Below are 20,823 nucleotides of genomic sequence, written 5' to 3'. Positions count from 1 at the left end.
CCGGCACCGGTCTCCCGCGGGGGCTGGTGCCGGTGTGCTCGCGTGGCCGCGGCGGCGGCGCCGTGAGCTGCTCGGGGGCGCGTGGAGCCACTACCATCGGCCTGCATCGGCGGGCGTGTGCCCGATCCCCAGGCCAGGGAGCGAAACGTGCTGATCACCCACGACACCCGGTGCGCGCTGGACACCGTGGTGGATCTGGTGAACACCGCACCGGAGGACGACGCGGCACCGGACGGGCTGGCGGACGTCGCGGCGCTCGAGGATTTCGTGCGCAACCACAAGATGAGCGATGTGGGGGTGCTGTCGGAGCCCGATCTCTGCGCGGTGCGCAGGATCCGCGGCCGGTTCGCGGGGATCTTCGCGGCCCCGGACTGCCGGACGGCCGCGGGCATGATCAACGAGCTGGTGGCCGCCGCGGGCACCACACCCCGGCTGACGGACCACGACGGGTACGACTGGCACGTCCACTACTTCGCGCCCGGTGCCTCCGTGGCCGATCATCTGGCCGCCGACTGCGGGATGGCGCTCGCGTTCTTCGTGGTGGCCGGGGAGCGGGAGCGGCTGCGGCGCTGCGAGGCTCCCGACTGCCGGCGTGCCTTCGTCGATCTGTCCCGCAACCGCTCGCGGCGGTACTGCGACAGCCGTACGTGCGGCAACCGTCTGCATGTGGCCGCCTACCGGGCGCGCCGCAAGGAGGCGGCCGGCTGAGCGGAGGGCCGGGTGGCGGGCCCGCCGTGGCCGGCGTCCCGGTGCCGTGTCGATGGTTGTCGTGGTCCCCGGCGGGTGGCGCCGAGGACCCACGGGTACGGCTCACAGCAACAGCAGGTCGTGCAACGAAGCCATGAGCAGCAGACACCCGATCACCGCAAGGAAGATCATCAGCGGCGGCTGGGATAGGGCGAAGAGACATCCGCGCGGCTCGTCCTGCTTCGGCGCGGACTCGCTCTGTGTCGTGTCCACCATCTCGGGGCGATGATGACGCAGCCGCCACGGGGGGCGCGATCAACACACCAGGAATGTGCGGGAGTCAGCCGGATTCCGTGATCTTCGGTCCGCTTCGGCACGGACCGTGATCACTTACGGGCGCACCCATGATCACCGTCATATGCCGTGCTTCTTCAGGATCGCCTCGATGTCGCTGAAGTCGTCTTCGCTCCCGGACGCCGCCGGCTTCGCGGCGGGTCGGCCTGATGTGCGGGCGGCCGGTCCCAGGGACGGCGCCGAAGCCGCCGGAGCCACCGCTCCGCGCTCCGCCGCCCGGGCCGTCTCCTTGCGCTCCTTGCGCGTGCCGCCGCGGCGGCGCTCCACCGCCCGGGTCGTCGCGAAGAGCACCCAGGCGGCGCCGAGCACGCCGAATCCCGCCCAGGCGGTCGGGCTGAAGGCGGTGTCGGCCAGCCAGCCGACGATGCCGGTCATCGCCAGGGCGACCGGGATCAGGGAGTAGGCGGCGATACGGGCCGCGGCGAGGAAGCGCCGCCGGTAGGCCGTGACGGCGGCGATGCCCAGGCCGGCCGCGGAAACGGCGGAACACACGGTCTCGGCGATCATCCGGTCCTCCAGGCAGGCTCACCGGTCGGGGTGGTTCGTCCCTTCCATCCTGCACCGCCCACCGCCGGGGAGGCCATGTTCCGGGCGGACTTCAGGGAGATCTCCGGGTCGTCTCCTCCGCGGGTCCCGGTGGGGCGTACGACGTGTGCTCCCGGTTGGGCCGCCCGCGACGGGCCTGGGAGACTGTCCCCATGAGCGACTCCTCCCCCGCGCGCACCCCCGTCCCGGTCCTCGACGTCTGGTGCGAGCTGCAGTGCCCCGACTGCCGTACCGCGCTGGACGACCTGCGTGCCCTGCGCGCCCGGTACGGCGACCGGCTGGAGCTGCGGCTGCGGCACTTCCCGCTGGAGAAGCACAAGCACTCCTTCGCCGCAGCACAGGCCGCGGAGGAGGCCGCCGAGCAGGGGCAGGGGTGGCCGTACGTGGAGGCGGTGCTGGGCCGGGTCGAGCGGCTGGCCCGCGAGGGCGAGCCCGTCCTGATCGAGGTGGCCCGTGAACTGGGCCTGGACGCCGAGGAGTTCGACACCGCGCTGATCGACGGCCGGCACATCCTGATCGTCGACGCCGACCAGGCCGAGGGCAAGGCGATCGGCGTGACCGGCACGCCGACGTACGTGATCGGGGGCGAGCGCCTCGACGGCGGCAAGAGCCAGGAGGGGCTGCGCGAGCGCGTCGAGGAGATCGTGGACCGGCTGCTGGCCGAGGCCGGGCAGGGGGACTGACCGGCCCGCCGAGGCCGGGCAGGGGGACTGACCGGCCCGTCCGTCGCCCCTGTTCTCACGGGGCGCTGAAGCGGTTCCTCAGAGCAGTTCCTTGTAGACGGCGCGCAGCACGGGCCGGTAGCCGAGAGACTCGTACAGCCGCTCGGCCGGGGTGTTGCCCGCGAAGACGTTGAGGCCCAGGACACGTCTGCCGGCGGCCAGTGCCTGGGCCTCGGCCAGCAGCATCAGGGAGCGGCCGTGGCCCCGGCCGCGGAAGCGCTCGTCGGCCTCGACGTCGTAGACGTAGGCCTGGTCCTCGGTGATCGCCACCCACAGGGTGCCGACCGGGGCGCCCTCGTGCTCCAGGACGCTGAGCAGCACGCCCGGGGTGTCCAGGCCCTGGGGCAGCAGCCGGGCGTGGTCCTCCTCCGACTTGGCCCATGCCTCGTCGGCGGGCACACCGCGGTCGATCCAGCTCTGGGCGTAGGTGGCCTTGCCGTGTTCGAGCCACGGCCCGTACTCGGCCGGGGTCATGGGCCTGCCCCGGCTGCCGACGGGCAGTTCGGGCGCGGTGGCGCCGAGTTGTTTCTTCATGCCGCGGTTGCGTTCGACGTAGCCGAGCGCCGTGACCAGCCGGACCGCGGCCTCGGCGTCGGCGGGTACGGAGGCCTCGATCCGCTTGCATCCCCAGCCGCGCGCCACCTCCTCGGCGGCGAGCGCGGCCACCGTGCCGCGGCCCCGGCGGCGGTCCGGTTCGTCGATGTGCAGGTCGAGGACCCTGGCGACGGAGGGCCCGAAGACGGGGTGCGTGGCGAGGTGTATCCCGCCGACCGGGCGGCTGTTCACACACACCTGGTAGCGGCGTGAACGGGTTCCGTCGGTGTTCTGCTGCAGCGGCTCGGTCGGCCGCAGGGTCGTGGTCATCAGGGATGTTCTACCCGCTGCGACGCGGTGCTGCAGCAGATTATGTTCCGCCTCCGGTTCCGGCGCTCCGTGTCCAGAGGTCCAGGTCCAGGGCCGTTCTAGGGGTCCAGGCGGTGGGCCGAGCGTTCGTCGAAGACCCGCATGGCTTTCGCCGTCACCGGGCCCGGGGCGCCCGGCAGTTCCCGGCCGTCGACGCGGTGCACGGCCTGGATGTCGCGCAGGGTGGAGGTCAGGAAGATCTCCTCGGCCCGGCTCAGGACGTCCAGCGGCAGGTCGGTCTCCCTCGCGCCCGTCCACTCGATCGCGAGGGCGCGCGTGATCCCGGCGAGGCAGCCGGAGGCGAGCGGCGGTGTGTGGATCTCCCCGTCGAGCACGACGAAGACATTGGAACCTGTGCCCTCGCAGAGCTGTCCGACGGTGTTGCCGAACAGGGCTTCGGTGGCGCCGTGTTGGTGGGCGCGGGCGAGCGCGACGACGTTCTCGGCGTACGAGGTGGTCTTCAGGCCGGTGAGCGCGCCCCGTTCGTTGCGGGTCCAGGGCACCGTGACGACGGCCGTGGAGTCGGGGCGGCGGGTGGTCGCGCCGAGGGCGACCAGCAGCGTCGGGCCCTGGTCCCCGCGGTCGGAGCCGAGGGGTCCCTGACCTCCGGTGTAGGTGATGCGCAGCCGGCCCAGCGGCATCGGGTTGGCCTCGAGCACGGCGGCGCAGGCGCGGCGCACCTCGTCGTGGTCGGGGTCGGGCAGGCCGAGGCCGCGGGCGGACCGGGTGAGCCGGTCCAGATGGCGGGTGAGCGCGAACGGCTTGCCGTCGACCGCCTTCACCGTCTCGAAGATGCCGTCGCCCACGGTCAGTCCGTGGTCGAGCGCGGAGACACGGGCGGACTCGATGTCCCGCAGCGCGCCGTCGAGCCAGATCTTCACCGTTGCAGTCCCTCTCCACTTTCCTCGTACGTGCCTGACGCTACCGCGAGCAGCCGGGCCGCCTTCAGCTCGGTCTCCCGCCACTCCCCCTCGGGGTCGGAGTCCCAGGTGATGCCGGCGCCGGCGCCGAAGCGCAGGACGGGCGTGTCGGCGACGGCGCGGTCGATCCAGAAGGTGCGTATGCCGACGGCCAGCTCGCCCGTCCCGCGGTCGGCGTCGACCCAGCCGATGCCGCCGCAGTAGGGGCCGCGGGGCGCGGTCTCCAGGGCGTCGATGATCCGCAGGGCGCTCGACTTGGGGGCGCCGGTGATCGAGCCGGCCGGGAAGGCGGCGTCGAGCAGTTCGGGCCAGCCCGCGCCGGCGCGCAGCTCGCCGCGGACCGTGGAGACGAGGTGGACCAGTCCGGGGTGCTTCTCGACGGCGCACAGGTCGGGAACGGTGACGCTGCCGGTGGCGCACACGCGCCCGATGTCGTTGCGGACCAGGTCCACGATCATCACGTTCTCGGCGTAGTCCTTCGCCAGGAGTTCCGCCTCGGTGGGGGCGGTGCCCTTGATCGGGCCGGACTCGATCGTCCGGCCGTCGCGGCGCAGGAACAGCTCGGGGGACGCGGTGGCGATCTCCACCCCGTGCCCGGGCAGGCGAATCGTTCCCGCGTACGGCGCCGGGTTGCCGCGGGCCAGTACGGCGGTCAGGGCGTCCACGTCGGCGTCCGGGGCGACCGGCGCGCCGAGCACGCGGCAGAGGTTCACCTGGTAGACCGCGCCGGTCGCGATGTGCTCGCGGATGCGGCGCACGCCCGCCGTGTACGCGGCGTGGTCGAGGGACGAGGTCCAGTCACCGGCCGCCGGGCCGCGCCACCGGCCCGGGACGGGGGCGGGTACGGGTTCCTCCCGCACGTCATGGAAGCGGGCGCAGGTCAGCCGGCCCTCATAGTCCGCGGCGACGGCCCAGAAACCGCTGGAGTCCAGGGCCGCAGGATCGCTGGTGACATCGGTCAGGCCGGTGGCGACGCGGTCGGCGAAACGGGCAAGAGGAGGCAGGTCGAGCACGTCGTCGAGTCTATGGCGGGCGCCGCCCCGGACCGTCCGGGCGTGTCGTTCCGGGCCCCCGACCGGGTCGCCGAGCGGACGCAGCGCAGCACGCTGCGCAAACGCGTTTTTGTACTGGCCCGGGAATCCGCTAGAGTTCAACACGTCGCCGGGCCGCGCAAGCGGACCGAAAGGACAGGCGGACGTAGCTCAGTTGGTAGAGCGCAACCTTGCCAAGGTTGAGGTCGCGAGTTCGAGCCTCGTCGTCCGCTCGAAGGAAGAGGGGATCTCCCGGTCCCCTGTACTCCTGGTGGAGTGGCCGAGAGGCGAGGCAACGGCCTGCAAAGCCGTCTACACGGGTTCAAATCCCGTCTCCACCTCCAAGGACGATTAGCTCAGCGGGAGAGCGCTTCCCTGACACGGAAGAGGTCACTGGTTCAATCCCAGTATCGTCCACTGGATCTGCCGAAGATCCGTACCCGCGCGATTAGCTCAGCGGGAGAGCGCTTCCCTGACACGGAAGAGGTCACTGGTTCAATCCCAGTATCGCGCACGCAGGGACAGTGATTCCTATCCATGATCACGGCCCCGAGGACGATTAGCTCAGCGGGAGAGCGCTTCCCTGACACGGAAGAGGTCACTGGTTCAATCCCAGTATCGTCCACACGCCAGAAAGCCCCCGGCCGTCGCGTACGGCCGGGGGCTTCGTCGTCCCGGGCGGCGGCCGGGCCGCCGGTGCACAGAACAATGCCGGCGCAGCTCCCCAGCTGCGCCGGCATCCTGCCGTCCGCCGCACCCCCGTCCCCACGGGGTTTCATGGGTGGGATGTCCCCGCCCGGACCGCTCTTCCGGGCCTGGGGTCGCCGCTCAGCGCCCCAGCATCACACCCACGGACGACGCTTGTGTGGCCACTGTGTTCCAGCCGTCGAAGACGAGCAGGAGCAGGGCCGCCAGGGGAAGGGCCATCAGCGTCGCCACCAGGGGGTGGCGGCGGCCCGCACGGCGGGGGCGCGCGAGGCGCGCCCGGGTGCGGAGCAGTGTCCGCGGTGCCGTCAGGGCCATGGTCCCTCTCCTGACCGTCTCGGTTGTCGTTGGCAGCGGCGGGTGCCTGACCTCGGGGGACGAGTGCCGCACCCACCGCTTGACCTCAAATCTAGGTGCGCGGCGCATGCGGGGCGTCATGCCCTCGTACCGATCGGGGGGCCTCCCGGAGGATGAGCCATGAGCCGGGGACTACACCCCTGGGTGGAGACGCGGCTCCGGGCCTCGGGGTCTTCCCGGAGGGGATGCCCGCGGCACCCCCGACCTCGCCGGTCCACCGGATGAGCCGCACCCGCTTTGCGTGACTTCGCTCACCTCGACCGCGTCCTCGCACGAGGCCTGCTCCCCCCGATGGCGGGGCCCGTCCGCCCCCTCCCCCCACCGCTGCCCGGCAGAGGTCCAACCCCTGTCCCCCACCGGGCGGTTGGGATCTTGGAACGTACAAAGCCGGGCTCACCGCAAGCCCGTTGACCGCGTGTCAAATCCGGTTCTCGCGCGGACAATCGATCGGGTCGAGAAGGCGCGGCCTCTGCGCGCGAGCGGTCCCGGATACGTAAGCTGTGGCTCGTCACAGGGACCGGGCAGCGGGGATGAACATGGCGATGATGCGCCTGAGGCGCGAGGACCCGCGCGTCGTCGGCTCGTTCAGGCTTCACCGACGGCTCGGCGCGGGCGGGATGGGCGTGGTCTACCTGGGCTCCGACCGGAAGGGCCAGCGCGTGGCGCTGAAGGTCATCCGGCCGGATCTGGCGGAGGACCAGGAGTTCCGCTCGCGGTTCGCGCGCGAGGTCTCGGCGGCGCGGCGGATCCGGGGCGGGTGCACGGCCCGGCTGGTGGCCGCGGACCTCGAGGCGGACCGGCCGTGGTTCGCCACGCAGTACGTGCCCGGGCCCTCCTTGCACGACAAGGTGGTCGAAGAGGGCGCCCTGGGCGCGGCGGAGACGGCGGCGATCGGGGCCGCGCTGTCCGAGGGGCTGGTCGCCGTGCACGAGGCCGGGGTGGTGCACCGGGACCTCAAGCCCTCCAACATCCTGCTGTCCCCCAAGGGGCCGCGGATCATCGACTTCGGCATCGCGTGGGCGACCGGCGCCTCCACACTCACCCACGTCGGCACCGCGGTCGGCTCTCCGGGTTTCCTCGCCCCGGAGCAGGTGCGCGGCGCCGCGGTCACTCCGGCCACCGACGTGTTCTCTCTGGGGGCGACCCTGGCCTACGCGTCGACGGGCGACTCGCCGTTCGGGCACGGCAGTTCCGAGGTGATGCTGTACCGCGTGGTGCACGAGGAGCCGCAGCTGCACGGCGTACCGGACGCGCTCGCTCCGCTGGTCCGGGCGTGTCTGGCGAAGGACCCCGAGGAACGGCCCAGCACGCTGCAGTTGTCGCTGCGGCTGAAGGAGATCGCCGCGCGCGAGGCGCAGGACCTGGGCGAGGCGCGGACGCCCGCGCCGCGTGCCGCGGAGGCGGACGGGGCGACCGGTCCCCTGGTCGACAGCCATCCGGGACGCCCGCGAGGCGGTCACACCGAGCAGGCGCGGGCCCGGCGGCGTCCGCCGGGCTCCTCCCCGGGCACTCCCGTCCCGCGGGGCACCGTCCCTCCGTCACGGGGCGGCACGTCGTCCCGCGCGGGCGGCGCGTCCCGGGTCGGCGCTCCCTCCCGTACGGGCGGTCCGCGCCCGACGCCGGCGTCCCGGGGCGGTTCGCGCTCGGGCAGCGGCAGCCGTCCGGTGCGGCGCGAACGCGCAGGGCGGACGGGGCCGCGCGGCACGTCGAGCGGCCTGCGGCCCGCCAATCCGAGGCTGCTGCGGCAGCGCCTGATCGTGTTCGTGGTGGTGACGCTGCTGGTCGCGCTCGGCATCGCGGCGGCGCAGGGCTGCCAGGGTCCCGCTCGGGGGCTGGGCGGCGACGGCCACGGCGTCCGGGAGCAGCGGCACGCGCAGGCGGCGGAGGCATCCCCGCCGCGGCGGCCGTAGGGCCGGCGGGGATCGCCGGGGACGATCCCGGGTCGTCGGGCGGGCCCTACGGCTGAGGGCGGCCCGTCCTCACCGCGTAGAAGGCGACCGCGGCCGCGGCGCGCACGTTGAGTGAGCGGCGCCCACGTTGAGTGAGTCGACGCCGTGCGACATGGCGATGCGGGCCCACTCGCCGGCGGCCGCCAGGGCGTGGACAGGCCGTCGCCCTCGGCGCATAGCATCAGCGCGACCTGGTCCATCAGGTGCGGGGCCGCTTCGTTGAGGCATCCTTGATCACGGGCTTGCGGGCGAGCACGTCTTTCTCAATGGCTCCTGGGGTGTGCCATGTCCCGCCCGCGATTTCCGTAATTGAGGAGCAGGGGCTGGAGCCGGCCCATCGCCTTGGCGAAACGCGCCTCGGGTGTCTGCCCAGGCCGATGAGATCGATGAACGTGCCGACCGTGGCGGCGAGTGCCGAACGCATCTGCCGGGGAGATGGCGTTGATCACGGCCTCGCGCAGCCGCAGCAGGACACGGCGGGCACCTCGATGCCGGACCGGCTGTCCCGTCGGTGTTCACCTGGAGGCGGTGGGCAGAAATCGGCCGCGATGGCGTGCCGTACGAAGCACGGCCCCGCAAGGCTTCCACGCAAACCAATGAACAAATTTTCGATTACGTGGAGGTCGTCCACCCCCAGGACCGACTCTCATCAGGCAAAGGCACCGACATCACCCGATCAAGTTCAGAAGCCGCGGGCATTATGCTGTTCGCGACTCAACTGATGGCGTGGGAGGTGTCCTTGAGCAGGCTGCTGGATTATTTCGAGACCGTGGTTTCTCCAAGCTATCGCATTTTTGGGCTGGTTGACACGAGCGTCGACACGTATTCACCGTATACGGATCGCGCGAATTGGCTCCTTTCCGCCCCTGGCATGGTCTATCTGCAGGTGCCGCCCCAAGTGATTCGGGCGTCTGTGCGGCTGGAGAGTTGGTCAACCGTCCCTCCTGCGAGCGATTCTCAGTGGTCTGGTACGGAGGACGTGGAGGTGGAGCTTCCCGGAGGCGACCTCGCGTTGGAGACTATCGACGGGGGGCAGAAAGAAGTCCCGTTGATCCTGCCCTCGCCCGGCTCGTACCGGATGCGATGGCAGTGGATATTCAATCGTGCAGGTGGGCCTTTCACCTCTCCGTTGGCGGGGCGCCGGGAACCCTTGCCCATGCCGCCGGGCCATGATGAGGAACTGAATGGCGCAGATCAATACTGCCTGGTTCAGATCTGGCGCACAGCCGTCGGCGAAGAGATTGAGTGAAAGAAATGTGGGGCCGGTCTGGCGGACCGGCCCCACATGATGATCATCTCAGACCAGGTGTCCCGGTCAGTCGCCGATGACGATTATGAACGGGTCATGGCTCAGGATCCGGTCATTGTCGTACCAGGCGCCGAGACGCCGCCCGGCTTCTTGATTCTCGTCCGAGTCGATGTAGCGGACGGAGAAGTCGTTGCGGTACTGGTCCCCCTCGTACTGATAGCGCGCGGCCCCCTCGTAACTGGAGGCGAAGGGGAATTCGTCGCAGTCGCGCTGCTCTCCCGCCGTGGGTCGGCCCGGGACGGCGGCGTCGTTGCACGTGGAGGTGACGACAGAGCGGTTGGCGTCGTAGCGTGCCTGCTCGGTCAGCCCGAAGCCCGGTACGAGGCGGTGCATCGGGTTCAAGGCGCTCCCGCCGGGCAGCGTCTTGTCGCTCTTCGTCGGGTAAGTGCTGCCCGGGTTGGCAAGAGCGTCGCCGATGTGGTCCGCGACCGCGGCCACTCCGAAGTACGGCTCCACGGGAGCGGCGGGATCGGACGTGTCGCTCCGGTCGTAGCGCAGGGCGGGCGTGGCATCGGGGAAGACGGAACCCGCCTTTGCTCGCACGTTGTAGGCAGCGCTGTCGAAGCGAATTTCCCCCTGCTCGCCGTCGGAGGGTATGACCTGGGAGTAGCCAGGGATCGTGAACTCGAGGACCGGGGTGAACAGGCCCGTGGCGATCTGATCGCCATTGGCGACATCGGGCAGCTTGGGCGCCAGCGACCACAGGTCGAACTTTGTGTCGCCGTTGTACTTCCACTGGCTGGGGGAATCAGTACGGCCCGTGGAGAGTCCAGGCTGGCAGGCGTCCTCTGCCGTGGGGCTGCCCGGAACCCCGATGTCCCAGTCTCCTTCACACTCCAGCTTCGCTTCAAGCTTGGCGCCGACCTTGTTGAAGTCGCCGCTGGACGTAAAGACGTCCACATTGAAGTCGAATTCGGCGAACCGGGTCAGCGTGCTGCCGTTCAAGCCGCCTATCTGACCTCGCCCGATAAGGGTGTTGGTTGAGATGAAGACGCCTTGCAGATAGCAGCCGGGGGGCCACAGGCCGCACCTGATCGCCGGCATGACGGTCAAGGTCTCCTGGCAGTACGAGAACCGGTTCTTGATCCACCCGGCCGTGTTGTCCGAGTCGTCAGCGTTGTGGCATTCGTCAACGTCGGCGATGTATTCGTACGGATCCTGGCCGTTGTTCTCGGGCTTGCGGCCACGGTTGAATCTCTGGCTCGGAACGGTGTATGTGCGCTCCCAAGCAGCCATTGGCGTGAAGGTCGGCGCAGTTGATGTGCCAGGCGCCGCCATGGTCGCGGCAGGCTGCGCAGCGCTTGGGCCGGTGCGGGGTGTGATACCGAGCGCTTCCAAATTGCCGTCGGTGTTGAGGACTTGTTCGACCCGGGCTGGATCGGCGATCAGCGTCGGATCGTTGATCGTGTAGGTGTCGCCGGGCTGAAGAGTCGTGGGGACACCGGCAGCGGCGGTCTCCACGACGAACGTCCGCCACGGGGACCAGCCCAGGTTGTAGTGCGTGCCGTCGTAGGCGTTGGTGCGGAACTTGTACATCTTGCCGTCGACGAGCTGCCCGGCCGGGACCTGCACGGACGCCCACTCGCCGGGCGTGACGAATTCGGAGACGAGCACACCGTCTCCGGCCGGCGTGGTGATCGGCGTGTTGGTTTCCGCGTCGTAGACCTGGAAGCTACCGCTGACCTTGTCGCCGTCCGCGTCCGCGAACTTGTCCCTGAGCGTCGGCGTGAGGGTGTTGACGCCCCACACATCGTTGTAGATCGTGAAGGGCGGACCCGCCTCCTGCGCCATTCCGTCGGAGGGCCGGTAGTTGTAGGTCACGGTCAGCTTCGGCTGGTTGGCCGTGCTGTTGCCGGAGTTGACGCGCTTCCAGGCGCGGGTGTCGTCGGTGGCCGCGCGCAGGCCCATGTAGCCGCGGGTGACCTTGGCAGAGGCCCAGGTCTGCACGAGGGTGTCGACGTCGGCGTTGATCCACCCGTCGGGCTGGGTGCCAGTGCAGTTGGGATTGCCGCGGGTCTGGGTGGAGGAGTGGTACTGCTGGTTCCACGTGGGCTGGTTGGTCCACCGGGAGGAGGTGGATGCCTGGGTGGTGTCCCAGATCGTCCATTCCTGGTTGGTGCAGTCGGTGTTGCCGGAGTGGAAGTTCCACAGTGCCAGGTTCGTGTCAAGGATCAACGCGTCCTGGATGGGCGTGGTGTTCCAGTGGATGAAGGACCGGGCCAGGCGGGTGGTGCCGTCCGGGTTGGTGGTGCCCGGGTTGCCGAAGTCGAGTTCGGTGTCGGCAGACCAGTCGACCGTTTCGCCGCGCTGCACGTAGGTGTCGAAGGTGGAGGCCAGAGCGGAGGTCGACGGGTCGACCGTGACCGGGTACTGGGTCTTGGGATCGGCGAGGAAGTCCGCGCTGGGCGTGACGACCAGGTCGATGCGGCCGGTGCCCTTGTTCACGACCTTCATGTCGACGCGGGCCCGGCGGGTGTGCTCGCCGGACCGCTTGTCGACCGAGGCGTCCCACATGACCGGCGCCGGCATTGTCGCGCGCCGGTCACCAGTCTCGGCGTCGGTGAACGTCACCGACCCGTCCTTGTTCGCCTTGGCCTTCAGCCCCTTGGCTTTGACGGGCAGCGTGTAGGAGTAGGCGCCGGAGGGCTTCTTGTCGATCTCCACGAACTGCTCGAAGCCGGTCCGCGTGGCCTCGACGATGACGTCGGCGCCGGGCACGGCCTCCCGGTAGCGGGCGGTGGGGCCATCCAGCTCCGGCGCAGGAAGACCGCCCTTCCACTGCAGCGTCACCGCCTGGTCGCCGTTGCCGAGGGTGACGAGATCGCGCGGGGCGGCACCCTGTGCTGCGGCCAGCGAGCGCGGCGCGGTGCCGCCCTTGCCGGCCAGGCGCAGCCCGTTGGGGTGCTCCTTGGCCTTCACGGTGCCGTCGCCGGCCCTGGTCAAGGTGGCGTCGACCTTGCGCCACCTGCCGGCCCGCCAGACCCGCTCGGGCCCGGAGGTCAGCTCGGTGGTGAGGGTACCGTCGGGGTTGGCTACGGTGTACGAGGTGGCCGTCGTCTCGTCGTCGGCGACGACCTTCTTGCCGGTATTCTCCGCCTCGCGGATCGCCCACGCCTTCGAGCCCTTGGCGTGCCGGGCTACCTCTTGCGTGTTGGCCTTGTGGATCTCCGAATTCGAGGGCCGGGAGGCCTTGGCCGGCTCGCTGGTCGCCTCCGCGCTGCGCTCCGAGGTGGTAGCCGCGGCAGCCTGGCCGGTGGCGGCGATGCCGACCTCGGCGATCAGTAACAGTGCCGCAGCTGCCGCGAGCCGGTTGCGCCTTCTGCGTCTTGGCGCGGTGGGTTGGGTGGATGGATACACGAGGTGCCGTGTCCTTCCCGCTAAGTCGGTTCGAATACCTGCGCGAAAAGCGCACGCACGACTGGACTCTAGGCAGGAGATCAACATCCATGGAGCCGATTTCAGGGCGCGTGGATCACGTGCAACTCTCCGACGGACCGGCGCCGTTGACGGCAGGGGAATGTGCATGCCCAAACGTCGGATGGATCACTGCGATCGCTCAGGGCGACCGGCCGCGGGGTGCACCGCAGCGAGCCGAAATGGCGCCGACACGGACGGCTCCCGTGATCAACTGTGGCTGAAGATCGACCTTGCGGAGAAGTCGCCAGGCCCTGAAAGGGTGTTACAACGGCACCCGGCGCACTGAGCTGTGGCGACTGCTCACCAACCTGCTCGACGGCGACCGCTACCCCGCCCAGGAGCTCATCGCGCTCTATCACCGCAGGTGGCAGGCGGCGACCTGTTATTTCTCGTTGAAGTCGACGATCCTCGACGGGCGGGTACTGTGCTCGCGCAGCGTTCGCGGCCTCGAGCAGGAGATCTCCGCGCTGCTGACGGCGTATCAAGCACTGATCCGGACCGCCGGAGACATCACGATCGCCACACCGGGCCTGTCCGCGCAGCGGGTGAACTTCACCGTCCCGTTCCAGGCCACCGCCGACCAGATCATCACTGCCCGACAGAGCACGGCCGACGCCGTGTCGCTGATCGGGACCATCGGACGGGCGGTGCTGGACCATCTCCTGCCCGAAGGGCACCGCCAGCGTCTGAAGACGAGGTTCCGCAAGACAGCGAGCAAGTACGACTTCGAACGAGGCGACATCCCCGCACCGTCCAGACGTACACGCTCAAGACTCAGGGGATCAAGGACAGGCGCCTTGACGACGGAGGCAGCTGTTAAACGCAACGGTGTTGCACTTGGTGGGACACCATCCGCCGATACGGCTCAGGAGCTGGACAAAGCCGTGCGGGACGTGCGCGGGTACGAGTACGCAGTCATCAACGACCACGCGCTCTTCCCCTCCAAGCACCTGCCCGGACACTTACGCCGATGCGCTGCCAGCCGGGCGGCTGGCAGCGCGATCCGTAGGACACGAACACCGGCGATCCTTTGAGGTGTGGTTTGCATTGTTGGGGCTTACCGGAACCTCGTCGCATAGAAGGCCACGGCGGAGGCTGCGGCGACGTTGAGGGAGTCCACCCCCGCGGCCATGGGGATTCGGACCCATTCATCGGCCGCGCGCAGGGCGTCGATCGACAGTCCGTCGCCTTCGGTGCCGAACATCAGGGCCAACTTCTCGTACCGGCGGGCGGCTAGTTCGTCAATCGTGATCGACTTCTCCGAGAGGCACAGGGCAGCCATCACGAAGCCGTGCTGACGGAACAGCTCGACGTCCTTCGGCCAAGAGGTCAGCCGGGTCCAGGGGACGTTGAAGACAGCGCCCATTGACACCTTCACGGCCCGCCGGTACAGCGGGTCGGCGCAGCGTGGTGTGAGGAACACAGCGTCCACGCCCAGAGCAGCCGCGTTACGGAAGGCAGCCCCCAGATTCGCGTGATCAACAATGTCCTCGAAGACGGCGACGCGCTGACCTGCACCTTTTTGTAGCCCCGAGGGCAACATCGCGCCGATGTCGGTGTGGTCGTTGACGGACTCCATGACCGCGACCCGGCGGGCCGTCCGCAGCAGTTCGGCCGCGGTGGGCAGCGGCTTGCGCTGCATGGAGGCGAGGGCGCCGCGGTGGACGTGGTAGCCGGTGACCCGTTCGGCGAGTTCCGGGCTCACCACGTGGACGGGTGCGGTGAGTTCGTCGATGACGTCGCGCATGGCGTCGACCCACTTCGCGGACAGCAGCATCGAGCGCATCTCGTAGCCGGCGTCCCTGGCCCGGCGGATGACCTTCTCGCCCTCGGCGATGAACAGGCCCTCGGCGGGTTCGCGCCTGCGGCGCAGCTCCACGTCGGTCAGGTCCGTGTAGTCGCGCAGACGCGGGTCGTCGGGGTCCTCGACGGTGATGAGATCGGCCACGGGTGGTACTGCCTTGTCCTGGTTGCGGTGCGGGCGGCTCGGGTGGGCGGGGGTCACTCTTCGGTCGGCGGGCCCACCGCGACGACCTCGCCGATGACGATGACGGCCGGCGGCCTGACGTCCTGCGCGCGTACGGTCTCGGCGACCGTCGCGAGGGTCGCGTCCACCCGGCGCTGCGCGGCCGTCGTGCCCTCCTGGATGAGGGCGACCGGGGTGTGGGGGGACTTGCCGTGGGCCACGAGCGTCTCGGCGATCCGGCCGATCTTGTCGACGCCCATCAGGACGACGAGGGTGCCGGTGAGCCTGGCCAGGGACGGCCAGTCGACCAGGGAACGCTCGTCGTCGGGTGCCACGTGCCCGCTGACCACGGTGAACTCGTGGGCGACCCCCCGGTGGGTGACCGGGATGCCGACCGCTCCCGGGACCGAGATCGAGCTGGAGATGCCGGGGACGACCGTGCAGGGAACGCCGGCCTCGGCGAGCGCCTGCACCTCCTCCATGCCCCTGCCGAAGACGTACGGGTCGCCGCCCTTGAGCCGGACCACCGACTTGCCCTGCTTGGCGTGCTCGACGAGGGCTTGGTTGATGGCCTCCTGGGCCATGAAGCGGCCGTACGGGATCTTCGCCGCGTCGATCACCTCGACGTGCGGCGGGAGTTCGGCAAGCAGGTCGCGCGGGCCGAGCCGGTCGGCTATGACGACGTCGGCCTCGGCGAGCAGCCGGCGGCCGCGGACCGTGATCAGGTCGGGGTCGCCGGGGCCGCCGCCGACCAGGGCGACGCCGGGGGTGCGGGTGCGGTGGTGCGGGGCGACCAGCGTGCCGTCGCGCAGGCCCTCCACCACCGCGTCGCGGATGGCCGCGGTGTGCCGGGGGTCGCGGCCGCGCGCGCTGGTGGTGAGCACGGCGACCGTGACGCCCTCGCTGTGGCCGGTGGCCGGGGTCCAGGCGGTCGCGGCGTCGGCGTCGTCGGAGCGGACGCACCACACGCGCAGGCGCTCGGCCTCGGCCGAGGCCCGTGTGTTGGCGTCGTGGTCGCTGGTGGCGATCAGGGCGTACCAGGCGTCGGCGAGGTCGCCGTCCTCGTAGGGCCGCTTCTTCCAGGTGATCTCGCCCGCGTCCGCCATCGCCTCCACGGAGGGGGTCGCCTCGGGCGACACGAGGACGACGTCCGCGCCCGCCGCGACGAGCGCCGGGAGGCGGCGCTGGGCGACCTGCCCGCCGCCGAGGACGACCACGCGGCGGCCGGTCAGGCGGAGGCCTACGGGGTAGGCGGGGTGTTCGGCCATGGGGCGAGCTCCTCTTGCGGCGGCGGTGCGATAGCCCTGACGTGCGAATTTTACGCGGTCGGGGAGTGCGGCGGCCTGGGCGTCCGGTGGCCGGGCGGCATGGCCGGGTGCGAGCCGTGGGCACCGCCGCGGCACGTGGTGGACGGACCGTGGGTCCCGTCCGCCCGCCACCGCGGCCGGCCGCCGGGGAATCGGGGATTCCTTGCGGCTACTTCTCCGTCACTCCCGCCGAGTCGAACGTGGCCACCTCGTGCATCGCCCGGGCCGTGCTCTGCACCAGCGGCAGGGCGAGCAGCGCGCCCGTGCCCTCGCCAAGGCGCAGGTCGAGGTCGACCAGGGGGCGCAGGCCGAGCTTGTTGAGGGCGGCGACGTGGCCCGGTTCGGCGCTGCGGTGGCCGGCGATGCAGGCCGCCAGGACCTCGGGGGCGATGGCGCGGGCGACGAGGGCGGCGGCGCCGGCGCTGACGCCGTCCAAGATGACCGGCGTGCGCAGGGAGGCGCCGCCCAGCAGCAGGCCGACCATGGCCGCGTGCTCGAAGCCGCCGATCGCGGCGAGCACGCCGATGGGGTCGGCCGGGTCCGGCTGGTGCAGTTCGAGGGCGCGGCGGACCACGTCGGTCTTGCGGGCCAGGGTCTCGTCGTTGATGCCCGTGCCCCGGCCGGTGACCTCGGCGGGATCGGCGCCCGTGAAGACGGAGATGAGGGCGGCGGACGACGTGGTGTTGGCGATGCCCATCTCACCGGTGAGCAGCACCTTGTTCCCGGCCGCCACCAGGTCGCGGGCGGTCTCGATGCCGACCTCGATGGCCTGCTTGGCCTCCTCGCGGGTCATCGCGGGACCGGTGGTCATGTCGGAGGTGCCCGCGCGGACCTTGCGGGGCAGCAGGCCCGGCGTGGCCGGGAGGTCGGCGGCGACGCCCACGTCGACGACGCAGACCTCGGCCCCCACCTGGCCGGCGAAGGCGTTGCAGACCGCTCCCCCGCCGAGGAAGTTGGCCACCATCTGGGCGGTGACCTCCTGCGGCCAGGGGGTGACGCCCTGGGCGTGCACCCCGTGGTCGCCGGCGAAGACCGCGACGACCGCGGGCTCGGGGATCGGCGGCGGGCACTGGCGGGACAGGCCGCACAGTTGCGCGGAGATGATCTCCAGCATGCCGAGCGCGCCGGCCGGCTTGGTCATCCGCTTCTGCCGCTCCCAGGCCTCGCCGAGCGCCTTGGCGTCCAGCGGACGGATCTGCGCGACGGTCTCGGCGAGCAGATCGTGCGGGTCCTCGCCGGGCAGGGCGCGACGGCCGTACGTCTCCTCGTGCACGACCCAGGACAGCGGGCGGCGCTTGGACCAGCCGGCCTGCATCAGCTCGGGCTCGTCCGGGAACTCGTCGACGTAGCCCACGCACAGGTAGGCGACGACCTCCAGGTGCTCGGGCAGGCCGAGGACGCGGACCATCTCGCGCTCGTCGAAGAAGCTCACCCAGCCGACCCCGAGGCCCTCGGCGCGGGCCGCGAGCCAGAGGTTCTCGACCGCGAGCGCGGAGGAGTACGGCGCCATCTGCGGCTGGGTGTGGCGGCCCAGGGTGTGCCGGCCGCCGCGGGTCGGGTCGGCGGTGACGACGATGTTCACCGGGGTGTCGAGGATGGCCTCGATCTTCAGTTCCTTGAACTGCTTCGCCCGGCCCTTGGGCAGCGACTTGGCGTACGCCTCGCGCTGGCGCACGGCCAACTCGTGCATCGCCTGCCTGGTTTCGGCGGAGCGGATGACGACGAAGTCCCAGGGCTGCGAGTGACCCACGGACGGTGCCGTGTGAGCGGCCTCCAGGACGCGGAGCAGCACCTCGTGCGGGATGGGGTCGCCGCGGAAGCCGTTGCGGATGTCGCGGCGCTCGCGCATCACCTTGAGCACGGCCTCGCGCTCGGCGTCGTCGTAGCCGGGCGCGGCCGGACCGGTGGGCCGCGGTGCCTCCGCCTCCGCGGCCGTGTCCTCCTCCCGGGTCTCCTCCGGGTCGGCGCCGGGGGTGTCCAGGTCGTCCGGGTACTGGACGGCCTCGGGCGCGGGCTCCTCGACGGACGCGGCGGGTGCGTCGCCGTCGCGGGGTGCGGGGACCGTGACGGCGGGCTCCTCCGGGGCGAGTCGGTCCGCCGGGACGACGATGGGGTGCGGCGGGGTCGGGGCCAGGTGCGGGGTGGTGGGCACCGAGCCCTCGACGGGCACGAACTCTCCGAGGGTCTGGCCGGGCTGCGGCTGAAGGGGGACGCCGGGGCGGAGGGGCGAGCCAGGGGGCTGCTCACCTGGAGCCGGGTCCGTGGACGGCGTCGCCGCGTCCGGCTCGGCGGGCTGGGGCCCGGCCGCTTCGGGGGCGGCAGGGACGGCGGCGTCGGCGGGTTGGGGCGCGTCCGGATCCTGGACGGCGGGATCCGCGATGTGAGCCGCGGGAGGTTCGGTGGCGCCATCGGTCGCGTCCTCCGGGCCGGCCTCCGCGGCCGTGGGCGCCTCCGGGTGTTCCGTAACGGGGACGGGCTTGGCGGTGGCCTCGGCGGGAGCCGCGAGTGCGGGCGTGGCTTCGGAAGTGTCGGCGGCCTGAACCTGCGGCTGAGCGGCCTCGGCCGGTTCACCTGCCGCCACGGGGGCTTCGGCGGTGTCGCCGGTCTGAGGGGGGTGAACGACTCCCGGGACCTGTGCGGCTTCGGCCCGGGCGGTCTGCTCAGCGGCCCCTTCCGGGGCCCGGCCCGCCTCAGGGGCGTGGACCGCGGCGGGCGCGGCCTGCGCGCCCTCAGGGCCGGTTCCGGTTGCGTGCGCCGTCTCGGCTGCGGCCACGGCGTCGGCGGATGCACCCGCCGGCACGGCCTCGGCGGGCTCGCCGGCCTGCGCGGCCTCGGCCGCACCGTCAGAAGCGTCGCCGGTCCGGGACGCCTGCACGCCATCCGTAACCTGCGCGGCGTCCGAAGCGTGCGCGGGCTCAGCAGCGCGGCCGGGCGCGCCCCCGGCCGCCGGCACGGGAACACCGGGAACGACACCGGCACCCGCCGACCGCGGACCGGCCTCGGACACCTGACCGGCAACCGGGGCAACCCCGGCCACAGCACCCCCCGACCGGGCCCCACCATCGGAGGCACCACCGGGCTCACCCCCGGCCCCCGGCACAGGGACACCCGGAGCAACACCGGCACCCGCCGACCGCGGACCGGCCTCGGACACCTGCCCACCATCCGGTACTTGACCCGCGTCCGGAGCAACCCCGGCCACAACGCCCTCCGGCTGCGGCCCCGCCTCCGGCGTCCGGCCACCGGCCGGGACCTGACCCGCACCCGGGCCAACCCCGGCCACAGCACCCCCCGACCGGGCCCCACCATCGGAGCCACCACCGGGCTCACCCCCGGCCCCCGGCACAGGGACACCAGGAGCCACACCGGCAACCGCCGACCGCGGACCGGCCTCGGACACCTGCCCACCATCCGGCACTTGACCCTCGTCCGGAGCAACCCCGGCCACAACGCCCTCCGGCTGCGGCCCCGCCTCCGGCGTCCGGCCACCGGCCGGGACCTGACCCGCACCCGAGGCAACCCCGGCCACAGCACCCCCCGACCGGGCCCCACCATCGGAGCCACCACCGGGCTCACCCCCGGCCCCCGGCACAGGGACACCAGGAACGGCACCCACCAGCTGCGGCGCCGCCGCGGGCGTCTGGTCACCAGTCACGGTCTCGCCGGGCACGGGCTCCTGACCGTCCGTCGGCCTGTGGCTCGCGTCCGGGCCGTACGGGGCGACGGCGGCCTGGGCCGCGCCGACCGGCTGCGGGCCCGGGCCCGGGAAGGCGGTTTCCGCGGTCCCCGCCCCGGCGCTCACCGGAGGAGTCGCCACGGCGGGCTGGGCGCCCCACGGCGCGGCGCCCTGCGGAGCCGTCTCGCGCAGCTGCGGGACGTCGAGGTACTCGGGGCCGGTCGTGGGCGGTCCGGGCCGGCGGACCGGTGCGTCCGCGGGGCCGCGGTCGGCCAGGGAGCGGACCGGGCTCGCGGAGGCGTCGGGGATCGGCGGACCGAGGTGCAGCGGCCGGCGCGCGGCCACCGCCGCGGGGACCCCGGCCGGCGGGGTGGCCGCCTGGTCGCGGTGCCGCACACCGCCGAGGTCGACGGAGCCGGTGTCGCGGCCCGCCGTCTCGTGCGGGCCCGGCTCGTGAACGGCCTCGAGGACCGGCTCCGGGGCAGGCGGGGACACCTCGTTGCCCCACGCTCCGTGGGAGCCCGGCAGCAGCAGGTCTTCGTCCTCGGCGGGAGTCTCGGAGAGGTAGGCGTACGCACCGTGCGCGGGGACGCCCGGCTGCTCCACCATGCCTGCGCTCTCCGGCAGTCCCTCGCCCGGGACCTGGCCGGTGTCGGTCATGCGTACCCCTCGCCCATCGGTTTAGTGCTCCTACGACCAGCTCACCCGGAACGGCGCACCGACCGCTCCCAGTGAAGAACGAGCGTCCGCGCCGTGCGGCACGAACAACCCGCCCGGAAAAGGCGACAAAGCCATTGAGTGGCATTCTCGCGGTCGTCCGGCCTCCGCGGCAGCGTGATCCGCGACGGCCCGCTGTGGACTGCGCCACGTTGCGCGTTCTCCGGGTCTGCCGTACCACACCCGCCCTGAATCGGGTGGGTTTTCCGGACATTGACGAACGAACTTCCGGACCACCCGGTGCGGTGCAACGATCG

At 71.6% G+C, this 20,823-nt stretch carries 15 protein-coding genes, 5 tRNA genes and 1 pseudogene; 10 read left to right on the top strand and 11 right to left on the bottom strand.

Going from position 1 to position 20,823, the window contains the following annotated elements:
- The first annotated feature begins 147 nt into the window (after nt 1-147).
- Complete coding sequence (locus tag ACFY4A_RS06130; RefSeq protein ID WP_390828189.1) at nt 148-708, top strand: CGNR zinc finger domain-containing protein; 561 nt, start codon at nt 148-150, stop codon at nt 706-708.
- 102 nt (nt 709-810) lie between these two features.
- On the opposite strand, the gene ACFY4A_RS06125 is transcribed toward ACFY4A_RS06130, so the two are convergent.
- On the bottom strand, nt 811-963 hold the full coding sequence (locus ACFY4A_RS06125) for a hypothetical protein (protein ID WP_172633024.1): 153 nt from the start codon (nt 961-963) through the stop codon (nt 811-813).
- A gap of 138 nt (nt 964-1,101) precedes the next feature.
- Nucleotides 1,102-1,548 (bottom strand): hypothetical protein, encoded by a 447-nt coding sequence (locus tag ACFY4A_RS06120; protein ID WP_390828188.1) that lies wholly within the window; start codon nt 1,546-1,548, stop codon nt 1,102-1,104.
- 191 nt (nt 1,549-1,739) lie between these two features.
- Here ACFY4A_RS06120 and ACFY4A_RS06115 point away from each other — a divergent pair, with 191 nt between their 5' ends.
- Nucleotides 1,740-2,270: a DsbA family protein gene (locus ACFY4A_RS06115; RefSeq protein ID WP_390828187.1), complete on the top strand. Its 531-nt coding sequence runs from the start codon at nt 1,740-1,742 to the stop codon at nt 2,268-2,270.
- A gap of 78 nt (nt 2,271-2,348) precedes the next feature.
- On the opposite strand, the gene ACFY4A_RS06110 is transcribed toward ACFY4A_RS06115, so the two are convergent.
- The 3 genes from ACFY4A_RS06110 to ACFY4A_RS06100 all read right to left on the bottom strand — a co-directional run bounded on the left by ACFY4A_RS06110 (nt 2,349) and on the right by ACFY4A_RS06100 (nt 5,145).
- A complete protein-coding gene (locus ACFY4A_RS06110; RefSeq protein WP_390828186.1) occupies nt 2,349-3,173 on the bottom strand; it encodes a GNAT family N-acetyltransferase in 825 nt (274 codons plus the stop codon).
- A gap of 98 nt (nt 3,174-3,271) precedes the next feature.
- Nucleotides 3,272-4,093: an aminotransferase class IV gene (locus ACFY4A_RS06105; RefSeq protein ID WP_390828185.1), complete on the bottom strand. Its 822-nt coding sequence runs from the start codon at nt 4,091-4,093 to the stop codon at nt 3,272-3,274.
- Nucleotides 4,090-5,145 carry a chorismate-binding protein gene (locus tag ACFY4A_RS06100; protein WP_390828184.1) on the bottom strand — a complete coding sequence of 352 codons (1,056 nt, stop codon included), beginning with the start codon at nt 5,143-5,145 and terminating at the stop codon, nt 4,090-4,092. Before ACFY4A_RS06100 ends, ACFY4A_RS06105 begins: the two co-directional genes overlap by 4 nt.
- Nucleotides 5,146-5,323: 178 nt before the next feature.
- Here ACFY4A_RS06100 and ACFY4A_RS06095 point away from each other — a divergent pair.
- The 5 genes from ACFY4A_RS06095 to ACFY4A_RS06075 all read left to right on the top strand — a co-directional run bounded on the left by ACFY4A_RS06095 (nt 5,324) and on the right by ACFY4A_RS06075 (nt 5,788).
- A tRNA-Gly gene (locus ACFY4A_RS06095) sits at nt 5,324-5,396 on the top strand.
- 37 nt (nt 5,397-5,433) lie between these two features.
- Nucleotides 5,434-5,507 (top strand) — tRNA-Cys (locus ACFY4A_RS06090).
- Nucleotide 5,508: 1 nt separating this feature from the next.
- A tRNA-Val gene (locus tag ACFY4A_RS06085) sits at nt 5,509-5,580 on the top strand.
- Nucleotides 5,581-5,605: 25 nt separating this feature from the next.
- A tRNA-Val gene (locus ACFY4A_RS06080) sits at nt 5,606-5,677 on the top strand.
- Nucleotides 5,678-5,716: 39 nt separating this feature from the next.
- Nucleotides 5,717-5,788, top strand: a tRNA-Val gene (locus ACFY4A_RS06075).
- Nucleotides 5,789-5,991: 203 nt separating this feature from the next.
- Here ACFY4A_RS06075 and ACFY4A_RS06070 read toward each other — a convergent pair.
- The gene (locus ACFY4A_RS06070) at nt 5,992-6,186 is read right to left on the bottom strand and encodes a hypothetical protein (protein ID WP_390828183.1); all 195 of its coding nucleotides are present in this window, start codon (nt 6,184-6,186) and stop codon (nt 5,992-5,994) included.
- Nucleotides 6,187-6,755: 569 nt separating this feature from the next.
- Between ACFY4A_RS06070 and ACFY4A_RS06065 the strand changes: the two genes are divergently transcribed.
- Complete coding sequence (locus tag ACFY4A_RS06065) at nt 6,756-8,135, top strand: protein kinase (protein WP_390828182.1); 1,380 nt, start codon at nt 6,756-6,758, stop codon at nt 8,133-8,135.
- 46 nt (nt 8,136-8,181) lie between these two features.
- Here ACFY4A_RS06065 and ACFY4A_RS06060 read toward each other — a convergent pair.
- Nucleotides 8,182-8,398 (bottom strand): annotated as a pseudogene (locus ACFY4A_RS06060) (rRNA methyltransferase); the annotation flags it as partial.
- A 287-nt stretch (nt 8,399-8,685) separates the two neighbouring features.
- On the opposite strand from ACFY4A_RS06060, the gene ACFY4A_RS06055 reads away from it, so the two are divergent.
- On the top strand, nt 8,686-9,423 hold the full coding sequence (locus tag ACFY4A_RS06055; RefSeq protein ID WP_390828181.1) for a hypothetical protein: 738 nt from the start codon (nt 8,686-8,688) through the stop codon (nt 9,421-9,423).
- Nucleotides 9,424-9,489: 66 nt separating this feature from the next.
- Here the strand turns inward: ACFY4A_RS06055 and ACFY4A_RS06050 are convergent, their stop codons facing one another.
- On the bottom strand, nt 9,490-12,840 hold the full coding sequence (locus ACFY4A_RS06050) for a DNRLRE domain-containing protein (protein WP_390828180.1): 3,351 nt from the start codon (nt 12,838-12,840) through the stop codon (nt 9,490-9,492).
- 452 nt (nt 12,841-13,292) lie between these two features.
- Here ACFY4A_RS06050 and ACFY4A_RS06045 point away from each other — a divergent pair, with 452 nt between their 5' ends.
- Nucleotides 13,293-13,934, top strand: coding sequence for a hypothetical protein (locus ACFY4A_RS06045; RefSeq protein ID WP_390828179.1), 642 nt, complete (start codon nt 13,293-13,295; stop codon nt 13,932-13,934).
- Between the two features lie 23 nt (nt 13,935-13,957).
- Here the strand turns inward: ACFY4A_RS06045 and ACFY4A_RS06040 are convergent, their stop codons facing one another.
- The 3 genes from ACFY4A_RS06040 to cobT form a co-directional block, all read right to left on the bottom strand.
- A complete protein-coding gene (locus tag ACFY4A_RS06040; protein ID WP_390828178.1) occupies nt 13,958-14,848 on the bottom strand; it encodes a TrmH family RNA methyltransferase in 891 nt (296 codons plus the stop codon).
- A gap of 53 nt (nt 14,849-14,901) precedes the next feature.
- Entirely contained in the window at nt 14,902-16,134 is a 1,233-nt protein-coding gene (gene cobA / locus ACFY4A_RS06035; RefSeq protein ID WP_390828177.1) for a uroporphyrinogen-III C-methyltransferase, read from the bottom strand.
- Nucleotides 16,135-16,342: 208 nt separating this feature from the next.
- Nucleotides 16,343-20,509: a nicotinate-nucleotide--dimethylbenzimidazole phosphoribosyltransferase gene (gene cobT / locus ACFY4A_RS06030; protein ID WP_390828176.1), complete on the bottom strand. Its 4,167-nt coding sequence runs from the start codon at nt 20,507-20,509 to the stop codon at nt 16,343-16,345.
- Between the last annotated feature and the right edge of the window lie 314 nt (nt 20,510-20,823).

The sequence above is a fragment of the Streptomyces sp. NPDC001292 genome (assembly GCF_042896465.1).
Classification (GTDB): Bacteria; Actinomycetota; Actinomycetes; order Streptomycetales; family Streptomycetaceae; genus Streptomyces.
Note: the sequence above shows the minus strand (reverse complement) of the source record. Positions and strands in the feature narration are given on the sequence as shown.